The 20,443-nt window shown below is 68.9% G+C and carries 18 protein-coding genes and 1 riboswitch; of the genes, 14 read left to right on the top strand and 4 right to left on the bottom strand.

What is annotated here, in order from left to right:
- The first annotated feature begins 119 nt into the window (after positions 1 to 119).
- Positions 120 to 821 (top strand): IclR family transcriptional regulator, encoded by a 702-nt coding sequence (locus SOM10_RS16595; protein ID WP_053095415.1) that lies wholly within the window; start codon positions 120 to 122, stop codon positions 819 to 821.
- A gap of 92 nt (positions 822 to 913) precedes the next feature.
- Here the strand turns inward: SOM10_RS16595 and SOM10_RS16590 are convergent, their stop codons facing one another.
- A complete protein-coding gene (locus SOM10_RS16590; RefSeq protein WP_053095414.1) occupies positions 914 to 2,293 on the bottom strand; it encodes an MFS transporter in 1,380 nt (459 codons plus the stop codon).
- 154 nt (positions 2,294 to 2,447) lie between these two features.
- On the opposite strand from SOM10_RS16590, the gene SOM10_RS16585 reads away from it, so the two are divergent.
- From SOM10_RS16585 to SOM10_RS16550, 8 genes are read left to right on the top strand one after another with little or no spacing between them, the layout of a single operon-like run.
- Positions 2,448 to 3,902, top strand: a complete 1,455-nt coding sequence (locus SOM10_RS16585) for a fumarylacetoacetate hydrolase family protein (protein ID WP_320491365.1) — start codon at positions 2,448 to 2,450, stop codon at positions 3,900 to 3,902.
- Complete coding sequence (locus tag SOM10_RS16580; RefSeq protein ID WP_053095412.1) at positions 3,899 to 4,585, top strand: GntR family transcriptional regulator; 687 nt, start codon at positions 3,899 to 3,901, stop codon at positions 4,583 to 4,585. Before SOM10_RS16585 ends, SOM10_RS16580 begins: the two co-directional genes overlap by 4 nt.
- Positions 4,582 to 6,078: a 5-carboxymethyl-2-hydroxymuconate semialdehyde dehydrogenase gene (hpaE, locus tag SOM10_RS16575; protein ID WP_053095411.1), complete on the top strand. Its 1,497-nt coding sequence runs from the start codon at positions 4,582 to 4,584 to the stop codon at positions 6,076 to 6,078. The genes SOM10_RS16580 and hpaE overlap by 4 nt, the downstream gene beginning before the upstream one ends.
- A gap of 13 nt (positions 6,079 to 6,091) precedes the next feature.
- On the top strand, positions 6,092 to 7,255 hold the full coding sequence (gene hpaD, locus SOM10_RS16570; RefSeq protein WP_053095410.1) for a 3,4-dihydroxyphenylacetate 2,3-dioxygenase: 1,164 nt from the start codon (positions 6,092 to 6,094) through the stop codon (positions 7,253 to 7,255).
- A gap of 38 nt (positions 7,256 to 7,293) precedes the next feature.
- Positions 7,294 to 8,079, top strand: coding sequence for a fumarylacetoacetate hydrolase family protein (locus SOM10_RS16565; RefSeq protein ID WP_056277427.1), 786 nt, complete (start codon positions 7,294 to 7,296; stop codon positions 8,077 to 8,079).
- Complete coding sequence (locus SOM10_RS16560; protein ID WP_072590900.1) at positions 8,064 to 8,867, top strand: HpcH/HpaI aldolase family protein; 804 nt, start codon at positions 8,064 to 8,066, stop codon at positions 8,865 to 8,867. The genes SOM10_RS16565 and SOM10_RS16560 overlap by 16 nt, the downstream gene beginning before the upstream one ends.
- 58 nt (positions 8,868 to 8,925) lie before the next feature.
- Positions 8,926 to 10,173 (top strand): MFS transporter, encoded by a 1,248-nt coding sequence (locus tag SOM10_RS16555; protein ID WP_230101191.1) that lies wholly within the window; start codon positions 8,926 to 8,928, stop codon positions 10,171 to 10,173.
- A gap of 22 nt (positions 10,174 to 10,195) precedes the next feature.
- On the top strand, positions 10,196 to 10,918 hold the full coding sequence (locus SOM10_RS16550; protein ID WP_320491175.1) for a DUF6882 domain-containing protein: 723 nt from the start codon (positions 10,196 to 10,198) through the stop codon (positions 10,916 to 10,918).
- A gap of 20 nt (positions 10,919 to 10,938) precedes the next feature.
- Here the strand turns inward: SOM10_RS16550 and SOM10_RS16545 are convergent, their stop codons facing one another.
- Entirely contained in the window at positions 10,939 to 11,415 is a 477-nt protein-coding gene (locus SOM10_RS16545) for a DUF4188 domain-containing protein (protein WP_320491174.1), read from the bottom strand.
- 65 nt (positions 11,416 to 11,480) lie between these two features.
- Between SOM10_RS16545 and SOM10_RS16540 the strand changes: the two genes are divergently transcribed.
- Both SOM10_RS16540 and SOM10_RS16535 read left to right on the top strand, forming a co-directional pair.
- A complete protein-coding gene (locus SOM10_RS16540) occupies positions 11,481 to 12,041 on the top strand; it encodes a TetR/AcrR family transcriptional regulator (RefSeq protein ID WP_320491173.1) in 561 nt (186 codons plus the stop codon).
- 61 nt (positions 12,042 to 12,102) lie between these two features.
- On the top strand, positions 12,103 to 12,657 hold the full coding sequence (locus SOM10_RS16535; RefSeq protein WP_320491172.1) for a hypothetical protein: 555 nt from the start codon (positions 12,103 to 12,105) through the stop codon (positions 12,655 to 12,657).
- A 102-nt stretch (positions 12,658 to 12,759) separates the two neighbouring features.
- Here the strand turns inward: SOM10_RS16535 and SOM10_RS16530 are convergent, their stop codons facing one another.
- On the bottom strand, positions 12,760 to 13,638 hold the full coding sequence (locus SOM10_RS16530; RefSeq protein ID WP_056277410.1) for a bifunctional methylenetetrahydrofolate dehydrogenase/methenyltetrahydrofolate cyclohydrolase: 879 nt from the start codon (positions 13,636 to 13,638) through the stop codon (positions 12,760 to 12,762).
- Complete coding sequence (gene glyA / locus SOM10_RS16525) at positions 13,635 to 14,909, bottom strand: serine hydroxymethyltransferase (protein ID WP_053095402.1); 1,275 nt, start codon at positions 14,907 to 14,909, stop codon at positions 13,635 to 13,637. The genes SOM10_RS16530 and glyA overlap by 4 nt, the downstream gene beginning before the upstream one ends.
- Positions 14,910 to 14,944: 35 nt before the next feature.
- A riboswitch (ZMP/ZTP riboswitch) is annotated at positions 14,945 to 15,029 on the bottom strand.
- Positions 15,030 to 15,081: 52 nt separating this feature from the next.
- On the opposite strand from glyA, the gene SOM10_RS16520 reads away from it, so the two are divergent.
- The 3 genes from SOM10_RS16520 (at position 15,082) to SOM10_RS16510 (ending at position 20,422) form a co-directional block, all read left to right on the top strand.
- Complete coding sequence (locus SOM10_RS16520) at positions 15,082 to 16,605, top strand: family 20 glycosylhydrolase (protein ID WP_320491170.1); 1,524 nt, start codon at positions 15,082 to 15,084, stop codon at positions 16,603 to 16,605.
- The gene (nagA, locus tag SOM10_RS16515; protein WP_053095400.1) at positions 16,602 to 17,768 is read left to right on the top strand and encodes an N-acetylglucosamine-6-phosphate deacetylase; all 1,167 of its coding nucleotides are present in this window, start codon (positions 16,602 to 16,604) and stop codon (positions 17,766 to 17,768) included. Before SOM10_RS16520 ends, nagA begins: the two co-directional genes overlap by 4 nt.
- A gap of 428 nt (positions 17,769 to 18,196) precedes the next feature.
- Positions 18,197 to 20,422: a sigma-70 family RNA polymerase sigma factor gene (locus SOM10_RS16510; RefSeq protein ID WP_320491168.1), complete on the top strand. Its 2,226-nt coding sequence runs from the start codon at positions 18,197 to 18,199 to the stop codon at positions 20,420 to 20,422.
- Positions 20,423 to 20,443 lie beyond the last annotated feature (21 nt).

The raw sequence follows: 20,443 nt of genomic DNA, 5'->3' as shown, positions 1-20,443 counted from the left end.
TTCCGGACTTCTCTGTCAGGTATTGCCTTCGAACGGCACGTGTTCTATATTCGAACACGACGTTCTACTATTGAACACAGCTTAGGGACGGTCGTCTCGAAACGCAAGGGAGCGCACGCATGCCCGAAGGCACTCCGGCCTCGCAGACCCTGAGCCGCGGCATCCGCATCCTGGAGGTTCTCGCCGATGCGCGGATCCCCCTCACGATCGACGAGATCGCCGCGCGACTCGACGTGCATCGCTCGGTGGCGTATCGCCTGCTGCGCACCCTGGAAGACCACCGACTCATCGGAAGGGACGCCTCAGGCGCCGTGACCCTGGGACCGCGCATGGCCGCGCTGGCAGCGGGCGTGGCTCACGATCTGCAAGCCGAGGCCATCCCCGAGCTGACCGCGATCGCCAACGAGCTCGGCATGACCTGCTTCCTCGGCGTGCTCGACGGCGATGACTGCATCACGCTCGCGAGCATCGAACCCCGCCACGCGATCGCGAGCGTCGCCCAGCGACCGGGCGCCAGGCACTCCGTCACGGTCGGAGCGCCCGGCAAGGCGATCCTCACGCAGCTCCCGGTGTCCCAGTGGCCCGGAGAACCGGGGGCGACACTGCGCGCAGAGGTCGACCGAGCTCGCGCCCGCGGATATGCGACGAGCCATGACGAGGTCATCCCCACCGTGCAGTCCGTCGCCGTGCCCCTCGTGCTGCGCGGCCAGCGGCCCGCGGCGATCGCGGTCGTCCACGTCGCGACCGCCCTCGACGACGCCGAGATCGCGGACCGCCTGAGGCGCTCGGCATCCGCGATCCGCGACGCGCTCGACGGCTGAGCGCTCGGCGGCGGAGAACCGGACCGACGCTCTCCTGCACACGCACGAACGCACGCCCGCCAGGCGGACGTGCGCTCGTGCGTGGATGCGGGTCAGGCCCTGGCGAGCCCGCGGATCGGGCTCACGGACTGCTCCTCCTCGTGATCCGGCCCCAGCGGGATGCCCGAGCGATCACGCAGCAGCAGCGTCGCCACGAGGCCGAGCAGCGTCATGCCGGCGAGGTACCACGTGACGGCCTGCGTCGAGCCGGTCGCCTGCACGATCGCGGTCGCGATGGTCGGCGCGAACGCACCGCCGGCGATGGCGCCGATCGCATACGAGATCGAGACGCCCGAGAAGCGGATGCTGGCGGGGAAGAGCTCGGTGTAGAGCGCCGCCTGCGGCCCGTAGGTGAAGCCGAGACCGATCGTGAGGATCGCGAGGCCGGCGAACAGCAGTCCGACCTGGCCGGTGTTCACGAGCGGGAAGAGCGTGAACACACCGACGAGCTGCATCACCCAGCCGATGATGTAGGTGGTGCGCCGACCGATGCGGTCCGACAGCCACCCGGCGATGAGCGTCGTGATGAGCCAGGTGACGGCCGAGCCGGTGACCGCCCACAGCACCGGTCCGCGCTCGAGACCGATCGGGCCCTCGGGGTTGGTGGCGTAGCCCTGGATGTATCCGCCGGTCGTCATGTACCCGACCGCGTTGTTTCCGGCGAAGACGAGGGCGGCGACGATGACGAGCAGGAGGTGCTTGCGGAACAGCTGCACGATCGGCATGCTCGCCTTCTCCTTGCGCTCGGCGAGCTCGATGAACACCGGGCTCTCCTCGACCTTGCGGCGCACGTAGTAGCCGACCAGGATCAGGACGACGCTGAGCAGGAACGGGATCCGCCAGCCCCACTGGATGAACTGGTCTCCGGGGGCGATCGCCGTCATCAGCGCCATCACTCCCGACGCGAGCAGCAGACCGAGCGGCACACCGATCTGGGGCGATGCGCCGAAGATCCCGCGCTTCTTCTTCGGGGCGTGCTCGACGGCCATCAGCACCGCACCGCCCCATTCGCCTCCGGCCGAGATGCCCTGCAGGATGCGCAGCAGCACCAGCAGGATGGGTGCGGCGATACCGATCGCGTCGTAGGTCGGCAGGACTCCGATGAGCGCGGTCGCCGCTCCCATCAGGATCAGCGTCCACATGAGAACGGTCTTGCGCCCGAGCTTGTCGCCGTAGTGTCCCGCGAGGAACGCTCCGAGCGGGCGGAAGAGGAAGCTGACGCCGACGGTGGCGAAGGCGATCAACGCGCTGTTCGCGCCGAGCGGCTCGAAGAAGAGCTGCCCGAAGACCAGCCCGACCGCCGTGGCGTAGATGAAGAAGTCGTACCACTCGACCGTGGTGCCTACGACGGTGGCGAACACGACCCGGCGCCGATCGGCCGGTGTCGCGATGGTTCCGGTGGGTGTGAACCCAGCCTGTGACTGCCCGCTCATAGGGGTGTCTCCTTTGATTGTGACCGCATTGTCACGGCTCGCGTCCGAGGTGTGTCGAGTTGCTTGCCGAGGGGTGACACGATGATATATGATTTCGAATACGACGCACAAGGCGTCGACGTGAAGCGCGAGGAGGCGCCCCGTGACGGCATCCATGACCCGCCCCGGCAAGATCATCGCGATCCATCTGAGCTACGCCTCCCGTGCCGACCAGCGCGGCCGGCGCCCCGCAGCTCCCTCCTACTTCTTCAAGCCGGCGAGTTCCGTCGGTGTCTCCGGGGGCACGGTCGAGCGCCCGGCCGGCACCGAGCTGCTCGCCTTCGAGGGCGAGATCGCGCTCGTCATCGGCACCCCTGCCCGCCGCGTCTCGCTCGATGACGCGTGGAGCCATGTCGGCTGGGTCACCGCCTCGAACGACCTCGGCCTCTACGACCTGCGCGCCAACGACAAGGGATCCAACGTGCGATCCAAGGGCGGCGACGGCTACACGCCTCTCGGTCCCGAGCTGATCGACGCCCGCGCGGTCGACCCCGCGGCCCTGCGTGTCCGGGCCTGGGTCAACGGAGACCTGCGTCAGGACGACACCACCGCCGGCCTCATCTTCCCCCTCGCCCAGCTGGTCGCCGACCTCTCTCAGCACTTCACGCTCGAACCCGGCGACGTCATCCTCACCGGCACGCCGGCGGGTTCCTCCGTGATCGTCCCCGGCGATGTGGTCGAGATCGAGGTGGATGCTCCGGATGCCGAGGGCTCCCCCTCCTCGGGACGCCTGGTGACCACCGTCACCCAGGGCGATGTGCCCTTCGACGCCGAGGTCGGCTCGCTTCCCGCCGTCGACGACCTGCAGCGCACCGAGGCATGGGGCTCCCGCGAAGACGCGGGTCTGCCGCCTGAGGCCACGTCCGCGCTGTCCCCCGAGCTCCGCGCCAAGCTGATGGAAGCTCCGACAGCCGGCCTCTCGTCGCAGCTGCGCAAGCGCGGACACCACTCGTGCTTCATCGATGGCGTCTCTGCGAACCTCCCCGGCAGCAAGATCGTCGGCACAGCCAAGACGCTGCGCTTCGTGCCGTTCAGAGAAGACCTGTTCGCGAGCCATGGCGGCGGATACAACGCCCAGAAGCGGGCGTTCGATGCCGTCGGCGAGGGCGAGATCATCGTGATCGAAGCACGCGGCGACGCGACCACCGGAACACTGGGCGACATCCTCGCGCTCCGCGCCCGCGCCCGCGGCGCCGCCGGAGTCGTGACCGACGGCGGTGTGCGCGACTTCGACGCGGTCGCCGAGATCGGCCTCCCGGTCTTCTCGCAGGGCGCTCATCCCTCCGTCCTCGGACGCAGGCACGTGCCGTGGGACTCCGACGTCACCATCTCGTGCGGAGGCGCCACGGTCCAGCCGGGCGACATCATCGTGGGCGACGGCGACGGCGTCATCGTGATCCCTCCCTCGCTCGCCGAGCAGGTCGCAGACGATGCTCTCGCGCAGGAGATCGAGGACGCGTGGATCGCCGAGCAGGTCGCCGCCGGACATCCGGTCGACGGCCTCTTCCCGCTCAACGCCGCGTGGCGGGAGAAGTACGAAGCCGCCACCGGCACCGGTGCCGGCTCATGACGACGGTGGCGAACTCCAGCAAGTCGGAGCAGGCGTACGCCTGGATCCGCTCACGGATCTCGGGACACGTCTTCGGCCCCGGTTACCGTCTGGTGCTGGGATCGTTGGCGGAAGAGCTCGGGATGAGCGTCGTGCCGGTGCGTGAAGCGATCCGCCGGCTCGAAGCCGAGGGCCTCGTGACGTTCGAGCGCAACGTGGGCGCGCGGGTGACCCTCGTCGACGAGAGCGAATACGCGCACACGATGCAGACGCTCGGGCTGGTCGAAGGCTCGGCCACCGCCCTCTCCGCTCCCTTCCTCGACGCCGAGGCGCTCGACGCCGCGGAGGCGGTGAACGAGCGGATGATCCAGATGCTCGGTCATCTCGACGCCCATGCGTTCACCGAGCTCAACAGGCAGTTCCATTCGCTGCTCTTCGAACCCTGCCCGAATCCGCACCTGCTCGACCTCGTGCACCGTGGCTGGGCGCGGCTGTCCGGCATCCGGGATTCGACCTTCGCCTACGTGCCCGGCCGGGCTCAGCACTCGGTCGAGGAGCACGCGCAGATCCTCGAGCTGATCCGAACGGGCGCCGACCCGCTCGAGATCGAGCTCGCCGCCCGCAATCACCGCCTGCGCACGAGGGACGCCTTCCTCGACGCGCTGCACACCCGTTCTCACCACAACTCAGGAGACGAGTCATGACCGATTCCCGCATCCCCGCAGACCTGCCCGACCACATCCAGCACTACATCGACGGAGCGTTCGTCGACTCCGTCGACGGTGACACGTTCGATGTGCTCGATCCGGTGACGAACAAGACCTACACGACCGCAGCCGCCGGCAAGAAGGCCGACATCGAGCTCGCCGTCGCCGCTGCCACGCGCGCGTTCGACGAGGGCCCCTGGCCTCGGATGCTGCCGCGGGAGCGCTCGCGGGTGCTGCACAGGATCGCCGACATCGTCGAGTCGCGGGATGCCCGCCTCGCCGAGCTCGAGTCGTACGACTCCGGACTGCCGATCACCCAGGCGCTCGGCCAGGCCCGCCGCGCGGCCGAGAACTTCCGCTTCTTCGCCGACCTGATCGTCGCCCAGTCCGATGACGCCTTCAAGGTCCCCGGCAAGCAGATGAACTACGTCAACCGCAAGCCGATCGGCGTCGCCGGCCTCATCACGCCGTGGAACACGCCGTTCATGCTCGAGTCGTGGAAGCTCGGTCCCGCACTCGCGACCGGCAACACCGTGGTGCTCAAGCCCGCCGAGTTCACGCCGCTCTCCGCCTCGCTCTGGGCGGGCATCTTCGAGGAGGCCGGGCTGCCGCAGGGCGTGTTCAATCTCGTGAACGGCCTCGGCGAAGACGCCGGAGACGCCCTCGTGAAGCACCCCGACGTGCCGCTCATCTCGTTCACGGGCGAGAGCTCGACCGGACAGCTGATCTTCGGCAACGCCGCACCGTTCCTCAAGGGCCTGTCGATGGAGCTCGGCGGCAAGTCCCCCGCCGTCGTCTTCGCCGATGCCGATATCGAGGCCGCGGTCGACGCGACGATCTTCGGCGTGTTCTCCCTCAACGGCGAGCGCTGCACCGCCGGCTCCCGCATCCTCGTCGAGCGCTCCATCTACGAGGAGTTCGTCGAGCGCTACGCCGCCCAGGCGAAGCGCGTGAAGGTCGGCTACCCGCACGACCCGGCCACCGAGGTCGGCGCGCTCGTGCACCCCGAGCACTACGACAAGGTGATGAGCTACGTCGAGATCGGCAAGACCGAGGGCCGCCTCGTCGCCGGCGGCGGCCGCCCCGAGGGCTTCGACGAGGGCAACTTCGTCGCGCCGACGGTGTTCGCCGACGTCTCCCCCGATGCCCGCATCTTCCAGGAGGAGATCTTCGGCCCCGTCGTCGCCATCACCCCGTTCGACTCCGACGACGAGGCGCTCTCGCTCGCGAACAACACGAAGTACGGCCTGGCCGCCTACATCTGGACGAACGACCTGAAGCGCGCCCACAACTTCGCGCAGTCCGTGGAGGCGGGCATGGTGTGGCTGAACAGCAACAACGTGCGCGACCTGCGCACCCCCTTCGGCGGCGTCAAGGCTTCGGGCCTGGGCCACGAGGGCGGCTACCGCTCGATCGACTTCTACACCGACCAGCAGAGCGTGCACATCACGCTCGGCGGCGCGCACAACCCGACCTTCGGCAAGAACTGAGCAAGGACCCGACATGACCGACAAGACTGCGAAGACGCTGACCTCCTCGGGCTACTACGTGAGCCAGGAGGCTCCGATCGAGACCGCCAACCCGATCGCGACGCCCGAGAGCACTCCCCCGGACGTGCTGCGCTGCGCCTACATGGAGCTGGTCGTCACCGACCTCGCGGCCTCGCGGGTGTTCTACGTCGACGTCCTGGGGCTGTATGTCACCGAAGAGGACGACGAGGCGATCTACCTCCGCTCGACCGAGGAGTTCATCCACCACAACCTCGTGCTGCGCAAGGGGCCGATCGCCGCTGTCGCCGCGTTCTCCTACCGCGTGCGCTCGGCTGAGGATCTCGACCTCGCCGTGGCGTTCTACACCGAGCTCGGCTGCGACGTGCGCCGCAACCCGGAGGGCTTCGTCAAGGGCGTCGGCGACTCGGTGCGCGTGGTCGACCCGCTGGGCTTCCCCATCGAGTTCTTCCACCAGTCCGACCACGTCGAGCGCATGTCGTGGCGCTACGACCTGCACATCCCGGGCGAGCTCGTTCGACTCGACCACTTCAACCAGGTCACCCCCGACGTGCCCCGCGCCGTGAAGTTCATGCAGGATCTGGGGTTCCGTGTCACGGAGGACATCCAGGACGATGAGGGCACCGTGTATGCGGCATGGATGCGTCGCAAGCCCACCGTGCACGACACCGCGATGACCGGCGGCGACGGTCCGCGCATGCACCACGTCTGCTTCGCGACGCACGAGAAGCACAACATCTTGGCGATCTGCGACAAGCTCGGAGCCCTCCGCCGCTCCGACGCGATCGAGCGCGGCCCTGGCCGTCACGGCGTCTCGAACGCGTTCTACCTCTACCTCCGCGACCCCGACGGTCACCGTGTCGAGGTCTACACGCAGGACTACTACACGGGCGACCCCGACAACCCCGTCATCACCTGGGATGTGCACGACAACCAGCGCCGCGACTGGTGGGGCAACCCGGTCGTCCCGTCCTGGTACACCGAGGCCTCGCTCGTGCTCGACCTCGACGGCAACCCGCAGCCCGTCGTCGCCCGCACCGACGACTCCGAGATGGCCGTCACGATCGGTGCCGACGGCTTCTCGTACACGCGACCCGGCGACGACGAGGCCATGCCGGAATACAAGCAGGGCGAGTACAAGCTCGGCCACCAGCTCTGATCGATTCGCACGCAGGTTCGCACACAGAGGAGAGACGGATGCTGTCAGCAGACATCGTCGCGCAGATCGCCGGAGAGCTCGCCGAGGCCGACCGGACCCACTCCGTGATCCCCCGGATCACCGCCCGGTACCCGGACGCGACGGTCGAGGATTCGTACGCGATCCAGGGGGTCTGGCGCGACTCGCAGATCGCCGCGGGACGCCGTCTCGTCGGACGCAAGATCGGATTGACGTCGAAGGCGATGCAGCAGGCCACCGGCATCACCGAGCCCGACTACGGGGTGATGTTCGACGACACCGTCTACGAGTCGGGTGCCGAGATCCCGGTCGACCACTTCTCGAACGTGCGCATCGAGGTCGAGCTCGCGTTCGTGCTCAAGCATCCGCTCGAGGGGCCCGACTGCACGCTCGACGACGCCCTCGCCGCGATCGACTACGCCGTGCCGGCGCTCGAGGTGCTGAACTCGCACATCGAACTCGAGGGCAGGACGATCGTCGACACGATCAGCGACAACGCCGCCTACGGGGCCATGGTCCTCGGCGATGTGCACAGGCGCCCGGACGAGATCGACCTGCGATGGGTGCCCGGCGTGCTCTCGCGCAACGGCGAGATCGAGGAGACCGGAGTCGCCGCCGGTGTGCTGGGCCACCCCGCCACCGGCGTCGCCTGGCTCGCGAACAAGTTCCACCAGCACGGCGCGCGTCTCGAGGCCGGCGAGGTCATCCTGGCAGGATCGTTCACACGCCCGATGTGGGTGTCTCGCGGCGATCAGGTGCTGTGCGACTACGGACCGATGGGAACGATCGAATGCCGCTTCATCTGAGCCCCTCCTTCCGCGAGCATCTCGCCGCCTCCGATCGCCCGCTCATCGGGATGTGGGCGTGCTCCGGCAGTTCTCTCGTCACCGAGGTGGCTGCGGGCTCGGGCCTCGACTGGCTGCTGATCGACATGGAGCATTCGGCCAACACGCTCGAGTCCACGCTGCTGCAGCTGCAGGTCGTCGCCGCCTATCCGATCACCCCGGTGGTGCGCGTGCCGTCCAACGACACCGTGGCGATCAAGCAGGTCCTCGACCTCGGAGCACAGAACCTCATCGTCCCGATGGTCTCGTCGGCCGAGGAGGCACGCGCGGCCGTCTCGGCGACCCGCTATCCGCCAGAGGGCGTCCGAGGAGTCGGAAGCGCGCTCGCCCGCAGCGCGCGCTGGAACCGGGTCGACGGCTACCTGCGCGACTCGGCGCGGCACACCTCCCTCACCGTGCAGATCGAGACGGTCGCCGGGGTGGAGGCCGCCTCCGAGATCGCGGCGGTCGAGGGCGTGGACGCCGTGTTCGTGGGCCCGTCCGACCTCTCCGCGTCGATGGGACTGCTCGGGCAGCAGACGCATCCGGATGTCGTCGCCGCCGTCGAGCAGGTGTTCGCCGCGGTCGCGGCCGCAGGCACGCCCGTCGGCGTGAACGCCTTCGATCCCTCCGCCGCCGATGCGTACACCGCCGCCGGCGCGGACTTCGTGGCGGTCGGTGCCGACGTGGCGATGCTGGCACGCGCATCCGAGGCTCTGGCCGCCCGCTTCATCCCGGCATCCGACGACACGACCCGCGCCAGCTACTGACGCCTGCCGCTGCCCTCGAGTGGCAGGATTGACGGATGCAGAGCAGCGACGAGCCGTCATGATCCGCGCCCTCGCAGCGATGCAGGACCGAGGATTCCGCTGGTTCTTCCTCGCCCGCGCCATCACTCTGATCGCAGGGTCGATGTCGTCGATCGCGCTGGCCTTCGCCGTGCTCGAGATCGACAACGACGCACGCTCGCTCTCCCTGGTCCTGGCCGCCTTCACCGTCAGCAACATCGTCTTCCTGCTCTTCGGCGGCGTGATCGCCGACCGGCTGCCTCGCGCGCTGATCATCCAGTCCTGCTACGTCATCGACATCCTGACGGTGGGCGCGATGGCCGCCCTCCTGTTCAGCGGCACAGCCACGGTTCCCCTGCTCGCTCTGCTGTCGGTCGTGAACGGTGCGTCCACCGCGTTCGTCCTCCCCGCCATGCAGGGGATCATCCCGCAGCTGACCTCCCCCGAGCACCTGCAGCAGGCCAACGCGATGCTGTCGTTCGTGCGCTCGGCGACCACGATCGGCGGCCCGATCATCGCGGGCATCGTCGTGGCCGCGGCCGGCCCCGCCTGGGCCATGGTCGTTCAGGCGATCGGCTGGGTCATCGCGATCCCCGTCCTGGCGATGGTCCGACTGCCTCCGCCTGATCATGCGGGCGGAACCACGATGTTCCACGACCTCAGGATCGGGTGGCAGGAGTTCTGGAGTCGCACGTGGCTGTGGGTCATCGTTCTCGCCTTCATGGTCATGAACGCGATCCACATCGGCGCGTGGGGCGTCGTCGGTCCGTACATCGCCAAGAACGACGAACGGCTCGGCATCGCCGGCTGGGGGTGGGTCGTCAGCGCCGAAGGCGTCGGCATCCTGCTCATGACCCTCGTCCTGATGTGGTTCCCGCTGAAACGCCCCCTGCGCTACGGCATGATCGGCATGGCCGCGTTCGCGATCCCGCTCACCGTCCTCGGCGTGCACCCCGCGGTGGTGCTGCTCGCCATCGCCGCCTTCCTCGCCGGCGCCGGGGCCGAGGTGTTCAGCACCGGGTGGAACCTCGCGATGATGGAGAACATCCCGGGCGACAAGCTGTCCCGCGTCTCGAGCTACGACATGCTCGGCAGCTTCGTCGTGATGCCGATCGGCACCCTCGTCTACGGCTGGCTGATCACCCGCAGCGATGTCGAGACGGTGCTGGTCACCTCGGGGATCCTCTATGCCGTGCTCGCCGCCGTGACACTGGTGGTACCGAGTGTCTGGCGGATGGGCCGCCCCTCCGATGCAGTGTCCCCGCGCTCGGAGTTGGCGGATTCATAGCAATCCGGGCGAGACTGTGGGCATGACCTTCGCCGCGCTCCAGCCGCTCGCAGACCGTGCCGCACTGTTCTCCGCCCTCCGTCAGGACTCCCTGGCCACCGCCCTCGAGGACCTCGGTGACAATCGATGGGATGCCGACATGGCGGCGGGCACCCTCACCTTCACCTCGAACGCCGATGCCGCGCGCCGGCTCGTGGCCCGCGCCCACCTCGTCGCGACGATCGCCCCCGGTCCCCGCTCGCTGCTCTGGGCGTGGGCGCACCCGCAGGGCGACCCTGCCGGCATCGCCGGCCAGCTGCGCGATTACGGCAGGGAGCACGGCATCCCGGAGCTGAGCGAGCAGGAGCTCCCCTTCCCCGCGGACGCCGCCGGCGACGCCGACTGGATCACCGCAGCCGCCCACACGGTCGGCGCGGTCGCGGTCGAGCTCACCGGTCGAGCGCCCTACTACCTCGCGCCGGTCGGCGGCGGCACGTACGCCGTCTTCCTGCTCGATGCGCCGCTCCCCGCCCTGACCGTCGCCGCAGCCTCCATCGCCCTTCCGCGGATCCTCTCGGGCCTGGCTCTGCCTGATGCCCGGACGGCGGTCTGGGACGCCGCCCGTCTCGCCGGGTGGAACCTCACGTGGACCGACGAGGCGTTCTCGGGGGCCACGGTCGCCGACGGCACGGGCACTGCGACCTTCCGCTTCGACGACCAGGCTCGCATCACGAACATCGAGAGCAGCCTGCACCCCCAGGGCTGAGCTCTGATGACGCCGGCGCGTCAGCGACCCATCCGCTGGCGCGCCGTCTTCATGCCCGGCCCCACGGGGACGTGCGCGGTCGCCGCAGCGAGTCCGAATGCCGGCATGTCGACGTAGACGGCCTCCAGATCCGCTGTCGGCACCTGATAGGTCTCATGCCACACGCCGACGCTCCCCGTTCCCTGCAGCGTGCGCATGAAGTCGCGCCAGGGCTGCAGATGGGGTGCGTCGCGGTCGGCGGCGAACCGCTGCAGATGCCCCGGACTCTCCCAGTACGACAGCAGGATCGTCGTGCGACCGAACCAGCTGTGCACTCCGAGCATCCCCGCCTCCGGGTGCGTCACGAGATGCTGCAGCATCGGGGGCATCTTGCTGGCCGTCCGCCACACCCTGCCGAGCTGCCACCACTGATTGGCTCGCATCCCGATCAGGAAGACCGTCACATCCGATCGTTCCGGAGCGGCCGTGAACCTGCCGGGGAAGACGTGCTGAGTCATGCGCTCTCCTTGGAACATCGTTACGTAACCGCGTTATGCAACAACGTTACGATAAGATCGATCCCATGGCAAGACCTCCCCTGTACGACGACGCCCTGCGCGACCGCCTGCTCGACGCGACGGCCGAGATGGTCGACGACAAGGGCCCCGAGCGGATCAGTCTCCGCGACATCGCACAGACCGCGGGCACCTCGACCTCAGCGGTCTACGCGCTGTTCGGCGGGAAGACCGAACTGCTCGTCGCGGTCATCGAGCACGGCTTCGCGTCGTTCGGCGAGGCGCAGGCCACGGCCGAACCGGAAGGGCTCCGCGCACTCGGATTCGCGTATCGGGCGTGGGCGATGGAGAATCCCGCGCTCTACCGCCTCATGTTCGGCGGCGCAGTGGCGACCGAGGACTGCCGCCCCGATGACGCGACCATGAGCACGGCGATGGCGCCGCTCGTGCGCGCGCTCGCGGCCCGCGTCGACGAACCGCAGGTCATGGCCGCCGCTCTCACCGTCTGGGCGCAGGTGCATGGAGCCGTGAGCCTCGAACTCGCCGGGGTCACTCCCCCGCTCGTCCCGTGGGACTCCGTCTACGGCACCGTGGTCGATGCGGTCGAACGCGCGTTTCCCGCACGCTGATCCCCACCAGGCTCCGCACGGAGATGCCGCGGCATCCGAGAGTGTGTGGAATTCTGGTCAGATGAAGAACGGAATCGTCCGGTTCGCCGCACTCTACGTGTTCAACGTCGCGGTGCTGCTGCTCATCGGCCTGCTGTCGTCGGGTGTCTCTGTCGGGTTCACCGCGCTGTGGGCGGCCGTCATCCTGACGCTCGCGGCGCTCTTCGTGAAGCCGCTGCTCACCGCGGCGTTCCGCAACGCGGCGGCGAAGTCCGCGGCCGATCGCACGAGAACCGGCGAGAAGGTCGTCCAGTACGTCCTCGTCTATCTCGTCGAGCTGCTCATCTGGGTGGCCGTCGTCTGGCTGAGCGGCGTCCGCGCCTCGGGCTTCTGGAGCTACGCGCTCCCGCCGCTCTTCCTGCTGTTCGGCTGGATGATCTACGACCAGGTCGACGACAGGCTGCGGGCGAAGGCCGGCGAGCTGTACGACGCCGTGCAGGGCAAGGTGTCGCGCCGCAAACCGGCGCCCGCAGCCTCCACGCCCACCCCGGAGACGACCGCCGCCGCGGAGGCGCGGGAGGAGCTCCACGACGGTCTGACCCCGGAGCAGCGGCGGATGCTCGACGAGCTGGGCTGAACGCAGACGGTCCCGATCCCGGGCCTCACCCCGATCCGCAGGCGGATCGGAAGGGGAAGTCCACGGATCGGGACCGACGATGCAGATCGAGACCGGCGACGGTCAGACCAGGCGTTCCGCCGCCTCGACGACGTTGGTCATGAGCAGGGCGACGGTCATCGGACCGACTCCGCCCGGGTTCGGCGACACCCAGCCCGCGACCTCGGCGACATCCGGGTGCACGTCTCCGAAGACGAGGTTCTTGCCCGTCTCGGGGTCGGTCTCGCGTGTTACGCCGACGTCGAGCACGGCGGCGCCCGGCTTGACGTCCTCGGCGCGGATGAGGTGCTTGACGCCTGCGGCGGCGACGATGACGTCGGCCTCCCGCAGGTACCGCGGCATGTCGACCGTGCCGGTGTGCGTGAGCGTGACCGTGGCGTTCAGGTCGCGTCGCGTCAGCAGCAGGCCGATCGAGCGACCGATCGTCACGCCTCGTCCGACGACCACGACGTGCTTGCCGGCGAAGTCGTAGCCGTTGCGCAGCAGCAGCTCGATGACACCCCGCGGCGTGCACGGCAGCGGGGTGTGGATCGGGTTGTTGACGTTGAGCACGAGTCGACCGAGGTTGGTCGGGTGCAGTCCGTCCGCATCCTTCGCCGGGTCGATCCGCTCGAGGATCGCGTCCGTGTCGATGTGCTTCGGCAGCGGCAGCTGCACGATGTATCCGTGGCAGTCCGGATCGGCGTTGAGCTCGTCGATCAGCGCCTCGACGTCGGCCTGGGTGGCATCGGCCGGCAGCTCGCGCTGGATCGAGTTCATCCCGATCGCCTCGGACTGACGGTGCTTCATACCGACGTAGAGCTGAGATGCCGGGTCGGCTCCGACGAGAACGGTCGCGATGCCGGGCACCACGCCCTTCGCCTTCAGCGCGGCGACCCGTTCGGTGAGCTCGGCCTTGATCGCGGCCGACGCCGCCTTGCCGTCGAGGATCTTCGCGGTCACTGCTGCAGGTCCGGGTAGAGCGGGAAGCCTGCGGCGAGCGCATCGACACGCGCACGGAGCGCCTCGACGTCGGCGCCGGGGAGCAGCGCGAGTGCGATCACGTCGGCGACCTCGGTGAACTCGGCGTCGCCGAAGCCGCGGGTGGCGAGTGCCGGCGTCCCGATGCGCAGACCCGAGGTGACCATCGGCGGGCGCGGGTCGTTCGGCACCGCATTGCGGTTGACGGTGATGTGGATGTCGTGCAGCAGGTCCTCGGCCTGCTTGCCGTCGATCGCGGCGTCACGCAGGTCGACGAGCACCAGGTGCACGTCGGTGCCGCCGGAGCGCACTCCGATGCCGGCATCCTTCACATCCTGCTGCGAGAGACGCTCGGCGAGGATGGACGCTCCGCGCAGCGTGCGCTCCTGGCGCTCCTTGAACTCCGGAGTGCCCGCGAGCTTGAACGCCGTCGCCTTCGCGGCGATCACGTGCATCAGGGGGCCTCCCTGCTGCCCCGGGAACACAGCCGTGTTGAGCTTCTTCGCGAGGTCGGCGTCGTTCGTCAGGATGAAGCCCGAACGGGGGCCGCCGATCGTCTTGTGCACGGTCGACGAGACGACGTGCGCGTGCGGCACCGGGTTCGGGTGGAGGCCGGCGGCGACGAGGCCGGCGAAGTGCGCCATGTCGACCCAGAGCAGCGCGCCGACCTCGTCGGCGATCGCACGGAAGGCGGCGAAGTCGAGCGTGCGCGGGTATGCCGACCAGCCGGCGATGATGACCTTCGGCTTGTGCTCGAGGGCGAGGCGACGCACCTCGTCCATGTCGATGGTCGAGGTCTCGGGATCGACGCCGTAGGCGACGATGTCGTACAGACGGCCGGAGAAGTTGATCTTCATGCCGTGAGTGAGGTGACCGCCCTGGTCGAGCGCGAGGCCGAGCAGCGTGTCGCCGGGCCGAGCGATCGCGTGCAGCACGGCGGCGTTCGCGGATGCTCCCGAGTGCGGCTGGACGTTCGCGAACTCCGCGCCGAACAGGTCCTTGGCGCGCTGGATCGCGAGCTCCTCCGCGACGTCGACCTCTTCGCAGCCGCCGTAGTAACGACGGCCGGGGTATCCCTCGGCGTACTTGTTCGTCAGCACCGAGCCCTGGGACTGGAGCACGGAGACGGGCACGAAGTTCTCGGATGCGATCATCTCGAGGAACGTCTGCTGCCGTGCGAGCTCTCGGTCGAGGACCTGTGCGATCTCGGGGTCGACCTCGGAGAGTGGGGCGTTGAAGTAACGGTCGGTCATGACATGCTCCTCTGACAACGGATTCGAAGGGTGTACCTATCGGCCCAGGCGCGCGGTCGAATTCCGTGGTCAGTCGCTCCCCGGTGGTAGTCCACCCAGACGCCAGTCGCGACGTGAGAAAGCATAGCGGATTTCCCTGTGCTGCCGACTCTGCGCACGGTAGGTTTTGTTCATGGTCCTTCCCCATTCCATGCCCCTTGTTCCTCTTCCCGCTTCCTCCATCGCCGTCGATGGTCGGCTGCCCGTCTCCGACGGCCTGCGAGTCGTCGGAGACTCCCCCGCGGCGGCCCAGCTGATCGACGCCGTCGCGCGCCGCAGCGGCATCCGGCTGTCGCACTCGACGGACAGCACCGGCGCCGGCACCGGGTCGACGATCGTCCTGCGGATCGACCCCGCCACTACGCCCGAAGGATACGGACTCACAGTCGGCGACTCCGTCGAGATCGTGGGCGGCGCCGAGGCAGGGCTCTTCTACGGCGTGCAGACGCTGCTGCAGCTGCTCCGCGAGGACGGCGAGGGATGGGCGTTCCTGCGCGCCGAGATCACCGACGCGCCACGATTCGCACGTCGCGGCGTCATGCTCGACGTCACGCGTCACTTCTTCGACGTCGATGAGGTCAAGAAGTTCATCGACAGCACGAGTGCCCTGAAGTTCAATCACCTGCACCTGCACCTCAGCGACGACCAGGGCTGGCGCATCCAGATCGACTCGTGGCCGAAGCTCACCGAGCTCGCCTCGTCCACGGCCTCCCTCGGCGACCCCGGCGGCTTCTACACGAAGGACGACTATCGCGAGATCGTCGCGTACGCCGCTGAGCGGCACATGGTCGTGATCCCTGAGATCGACCTCCCCGGTCACACGCACGCCATCGGCGTCGCGTATCCGGAGCTCGTCGAGGATCCGGTCATGAACGACAGCCTGATCGCCGAATCGGCGCGCCTGGGGCAGCCGCTCCCCGTCGCAGGCGAGCCCTATCTCGGGTGGGGCGTCGGGCACTCGAGCGTCCGTATCCATGAAGAGCGCACCTACGAGTTCGTCCGTGACGTCGTGCGCGAGCTCGCCGAGATGACCCCGGGTCCGTACATCCACATCGGCGGCGACGAGTCCCTCGGCACCCCGCAGGCGGACTTCGATCTGTTCGTCGAGCGCGCCACCGCGATCGTGTTCGAAGAGGGCAAGATCCCCGTCGCCTGGCACGAGGTGGGCGCAGCGAAGGACATCGCCGAGGGGACGATCGGCCAGTATTGGGGCAAGACGACGCCCGAGGGATCGCACGCTGAGGAGGCGGCGCACTTCGTCGAGCGTGGCGGGGCGCTCATCATGTCGACCGCCGACGTCGCCTACCTCGACATGAAGTACACCGAGGATTTTCCGCTCGGACTCACCTGGGCCGCGATCATCGATGTCCGCAGGGCGTACGAGTGGGAGCCGACCGCTGTGCTCGACGTCCCGGAGTCCGCGATCCTCGGCATCGAGGCTCCGCTGTGGAGCGAGACCACCCGCACCCTGAGCGAGGTCGAGCAGCTGGTCTTTCCGCGGGCCGCCGCTCAGGCGGAGGTCGCGTGGTCACCGCGCGACGCCGACGGCCGGGACTGGGAGTCGTTCCGCGGGCGACTCGGCGCACTCGCCCCGCTGTGGAAGGCTGAGGGCGTGGACTTCCACCCCGCAGACGAGATCCCCTGGAGCGAGCGATGACATCCGTTTCGACAGCGACGGGATCGGTCGTCATCCACTCGGCCCGACTGATCGACCACGGCGTCGAGGTCGCGGACGCCTGGGTTCGCATGGAACACGGGCGGGTCGCCGCTCTCGGCACCGGCCAGACGTGGGCCCCCGCCGATGAGGTCGTCGACGCGACCGTCGTCGCCGGGCCGGATGCCGTGCTCACACCCGGATTCATCGACATCCACTGCCACGGCGGCGCGGGAGCGTCGTTCGACGACGGGCCGGAGGCGATCCGCTCGGCTCGCGCTCTGCACCGCGCTCATGGCACGACACGATCGGTGATCTCCCTCGTCACCGCCCCCGTCGACGCCCTCGCTCGACGCGTGGCGCAGATCGCCGACCTGATGGAGTCGGATGCCGACATCCTGGGTTCGCATCTGGAAGGGCCGTTCCTCGACCCAGCGCACCACGGAGCTCACGAGCCGTCGCTGCTGCGCACTCCGACACGAGACGACGTCGCCCGCCTGCTCGACGCCGGCCGCGGGACGATCCGGCAGGTGACGATCGCACCGGAGCTCCCCGGCGGTCTCGAGGCGATCCGGATGATCGTGGACGCCGGCGCTGTCGCAGCGGTGGGACACACGAGTGCGGATGCCGCGACTGCGGACGCGGCATTCGAGACCGGCGCCTCCGTGCTGACCCACGCCTTCAACGCCATGCCCGGAATCCATCACCGAGCGCCGGGGCCTGTACTGGCGGCGGCGGCCGACCGCCGCGTGGTGCTCGAGGTGATCGCCGACGACATCCACCTCGACCCGCACGTGGTCAAGCTCGTGTTCGACTCGGCACCCGGTCGCGTCGCACTCATCACGGATGCCATGGCGGCTGCCGGCAGCGCCGACGGGCACTACGACCTGGGTGCGGTGAGCGTGACGGTCCTCGACGGCATCGCGCGCGCGGACGACACGGGATCGATCGCGGGGTCGACGCTCACCCTCGACGTGGCGCTGCGCAGGGCGACCGCGGCGGGCGCACCCCTCACGGAAGCCGTCCGGGCGCTCACCGAGACACCGGCGGGAGCGATCGGATACGGCGACCGGATCGGTCGCCTGGCGGTCGGGTTCGTCGCTGACGCGGTGCTGCTGAACGCACAGCTGCAGGTCGCTCGCGTGTGGGTCGGCGACCGGCCGTAGCCCGGTGCGGGTGAGGGGCCGCCGTTCCCCAGATCGGCGACCCCGTCACAATTCCCCCCACGTTGCGAGAGCTGGCGGGCCGAGCGCTCCTCCCCCGAGGTGCCCGACCCACCATGCCGGTGCACTTACCCCTTGCACCAGCGCCTGAGCTCCGCCCCCCGGTGGAGCCCCATGGCTGTCTCTAGTGATGAGACGACGTCGACGCCGATTCATTACGCGATTTTTCAGATCTTTTTTCACGGTTCTTCCGCGCGCCCGACTGATCTGCCCGTGATCAGGTCTTTATTCGCCCCCGGTCTTCTGCGAGCACTTTTCGAGAAGGGGTGGCAAGCCTGAGAGATAGGAGAGAGAATGGAGATGACGCGTGATGAAAATGGGGTTCACGCGTCTCTTCATGTGGAGGCGCACTCGCGCTCCACGACAGATGGATGACAGTGGATCAGGACAGCACTTCACACGAGGAAACGATCGCCGACGCCGATCTCGTCCTGCGCACCCGCTCGGGTGACGCGGCGGCCTTCGGCGAACTGTGGAGGCGGCACTATCCCTCCGGCATGTCGGTCGCGCGATCGATCACGTCGTCGATCGACCCCGACGACCTCGTGCAGGAGTCCTACACCCGCATCTATCAGGCGATCATCAAGGGCGGCGGACCGAACGGATCGTTCCGCGCCTACCTGTTCACGAGCATCCGCAACACCGCCGCCGCCTGGGGCCGCTCTCGACGCGAGTCCGCCATCGACGAGCTCGACTCCGTCGCCGATCCCGACAGCACCGACCAGGCGGCCAACGAGGCCCTCGATCGCAGCCTGACCGCGCAGGCGTTCCGCAGCCTGCCCTCCCGCTGGCAGGAAGTGCTCTGGTACACAGAGATCGAGCAGATGAAGCCGCAGGAGGCCGCGACCCTGCTCGGTATGAAGTCCGGCGCCGTCTCGCAGCTGGCTTTCAGAGCGCGTGAAGGACTTCGCGAAGCGTGGATCCAGGCTCACCTCCGCAGCGCGGCCGAAGGTTCCGACTGCCGGTGGACCATCGAGCACCTGGGTGCCTACTCGCGCGGCAACCTCAGCACGCGGGACCACAACCGTCTCGAGCAGCACCTCGACCAGTGCGCACGCTGCATGATCGTCGCCGCTGAGGCGAAGGACGTCTCCAAGCGGCTGGCCCTCGTGCTGCTGCCGCTTGTCCTCGGCGTCACGGGTTCCGCAGGCTACCTCGCCACCCTCCAGGGTGGCGGTACGCCCATCGTCGCGCTCGCGGCCATGCCCTCGGGGATCACCGAGGGAGCTGTCGTGGCTGCGGGAGGCGGAGCAGCCGCCGCCGGATCGTCGAGCGGCACCGGTGGAGCCGGCGCGACCGGCGCAGGCACAGCGACCGGTGGCGGAGCCGGTGGCACGGCGACCGGAGGCATCTTCAGCGGAGTCGGTGCGCTCGTCAGCGCAGGATCGGCGGCCCTCGTGGTCGCCGGCGTCGTGGCGGCCGCCACAATCATCCCGAGCCTCACGGGCGCGACGCCCGCGGCATCGATGCCGAGTGCGGGCGACAGCGATTCCTCGTCGATCAGTGCAGACGTCGGGCCCGACGAGTCGATGTCCGACGACAAGACGCCGATCGTCGATGAAGCGGAGACCGAGCCCGAGCCCGTCACCCCGCCCGTCGAAGCACCCGTCACCCCCCAGCCCGCTGAGGACATCGCGCCGGCGATCGTCTCACCCCCGGCCCCGACCGAGTCGACCGCGCCGGCACTGCCCGAGTCCACATCCCCTCCCGTGGACGAAGAGCCTGACGACGAGAACCCCGACGGCGAGAACCCCGATGGCGAGGTCCCGGGCGAGAACCCCGGAGAGACCCCCGGCGGCGAAACCCCCGGCGAGAACCCCGGAGAGACCCCCGGCGGCGAAACCCCCGGCGAGAACCCCGGAGAAACCCCCGGCGGCGAAACCCCCGGCGAGAACCCCGGAGAAACCCCCGGCGGCGAAACCCCCGGCGAGAACCCCACGGAACCGGCCGCGCCGACGACTCCGATCGAAGTGAGCCTCGCGAGCATCTGCCTCGACGCACGCGCTGTCACCTATGTGACCGTGAATGTGTCCGGCGAACCGGGCGCGGATATCGAAGCGCTGCTCGGCGGACGCCGCGGCGGCGTCGACGGCACGTCGCTGAGTGACGCAGGGACCGGCACGATCGAGTTGCGCCCCGGTCTCGTCCAGATTCTCCTCAGCGCACCCCTCGAGGTCCACTACGTGACGGCGTCCGGTCCGATGCTGCCGACGACCACGAGCCTCTCGGCTCTCGGGGTGACCCTCGGTTCCGTGGCCCTCGCCCCCTCGTGCGGAGGGCCGGCTGCGGATCCCGCCGAGACGGTACCCTCCGAGCCGACTCCGGACGACGCGATCGCGCCGATCCCCGAGCCGACGGACGAGGCAGCACCCGCTGCCCCGACCGAGTCCCCGGACGCCGAGGCGTCCCCTGAGACGCCGGCACCCGAGACGGAGGCCCCGGCCGCTCCCGTCGAGACCGCTCCTCCGGCAGAGCCCGTGACCGAGGACCAGACCGCCCTTCCGACAGAGCCTGCCCCCGCCGACGACACCGCACCGGTCGACGAGACCGCACCGGTCGACCCGGTGGCCGCAGACGAGGCCGCGCCCGCGCTCTGACCCGTCATCGGCGGCGAATAG

This window comes from Microbacterium sp. CFBP9023 (genome assembly GCF_034045055.1).
Classification (GTDB): Bacteria; Actinomycetota; Actinomycetes; order Actinomycetales; family Microbacteriaceae; genus Microbacterium.
The sequence above is the reverse complement of the archived record's forward strand: the minus strand, read 5'-3'. Positions and strand labels throughout refer to the sequence as shown.

What these genes read in the sequence shown, in the direction of transcription:
- SOM10_RS16560 (WP_072590900.1), top strand. Translation starts at nt 8,064, where the DNA reads ATGCCGCTTCATCTGAGCCCCTCCTTCCGCGAGCATCTCGCCGCCTCC.
- hpaE (WP_053095411.1), top strand. Translation starts at nt 4,582, where the DNA reads ATGACCGATTCCCGCATCCCCGCAGACCTGCCCGACCACATCCAGCAC.
- glyA (WP_053095402.1), bottom strand. Translation starts at nt 14,909, where the DNA reads ATGACCGACCGTTACTTCAACGCCCCACTCTCCGAGGTCGACCCCGAG.
- SOM10_RS16550 (WP_320491175.1), top strand. Translation starts at nt 10,196, where the DNA reads ATGACCTTCGCCGCGCTCCAGCCGCTCGCAGACCGTGCCGCACTGTTC.
- SOM10_RS16565 (WP_056277427.1), top strand. Translation starts at nt 7,294, where the DNA reads ATGCTGTCAGCAGACATCGTCGCGCAGATCGCCGGAGAGCTCGCCGAG.
- SOM10_RS16555 (WP_230101191.1), top strand. Translation starts at nt 8,926, where the DNA reads ATGATCCGCGCCCTCGCAGCGATGCAGGACCGAGGATTCCGCTGGTTC.
- SOM10_RS16545 (WP_320491174.1), bottom strand. Translation starts at nt 11,415, where the DNA reads ATGACTCAGCACGTCTTCCCCGGCAGGTTCACGGCCGCTCCGGAACGA.
- hpaD (WP_053095410.1), top strand. Translation starts at nt 6,092, where the DNA reads ATGACCGACAAGACTGCGAAGACGCTGACCTCCTCGGGCTACTACGTG.
- SOM10_RS16520 (WP_320491170.1), top strand. Translation starts at nt 15,082, where the DNA reads ATGGTCCTTCCCCATTCCATGCCCCTTGTTCCTCTTCCCGCTTCCTCC.
- nagA (WP_053095400.1), top strand. Translation starts at nt 16,602, where the DNA reads ATGACATCCGTTTCGACAGCGACGGGATCGGTCGTCATCCACTCGGCC.
- SOM10_RS16590 (WP_053095414.1), bottom strand. Translation starts at nt 2,293, where the DNA reads ATGAGCGGGCAGTCACAGGCTGGGTTCACACCCACCGGAACCATCGCG.
- SOM10_RS16580 (WP_053095412.1), top strand. Translation starts at nt 3,899, where the DNA reads ATGACGACGGTGGCGAACTCCAGCAAGTCGGAGCAGGCGTACGCCTGG.
- SOM10_RS16535 (WP_320491172.1), top strand. Translation starts at nt 12,103, where the DNA reads ATGAAGAACGGAATCGTCCGGTTCGCCGCACTCTACGTGTTCAACGTC.
- SOM10_RS16595 (WP_053095415.1), top strand. Translation starts at nt 120, where the DNA reads ATGCCCGAAGGCACTCCGGCCTCGCAGACCCTGAGCCGCGGCATCCGC.
- SOM10_RS16585 (WP_320491365.1), top strand. Translation starts at nt 2,448, where the DNA reads ATGACCCGCCCCGGCAAGATCATCGCGATCCATCTGAGCTACGCCTCC.
- SOM10_RS16510 (WP_320491168.1), top strand. Translation starts at nt 18,197, where the DNA reads ATGACAGTGGATCAGGACAGCACTTCACACGAGGAAACGATCGCCGAC.
- SOM10_RS16540 (WP_320491173.1), top strand. Translation starts at nt 11,481, where the DNA reads ATGGCAAGACCTCCCCTGTACGACGACGCCCTGCGCGACCGCCTGCTC.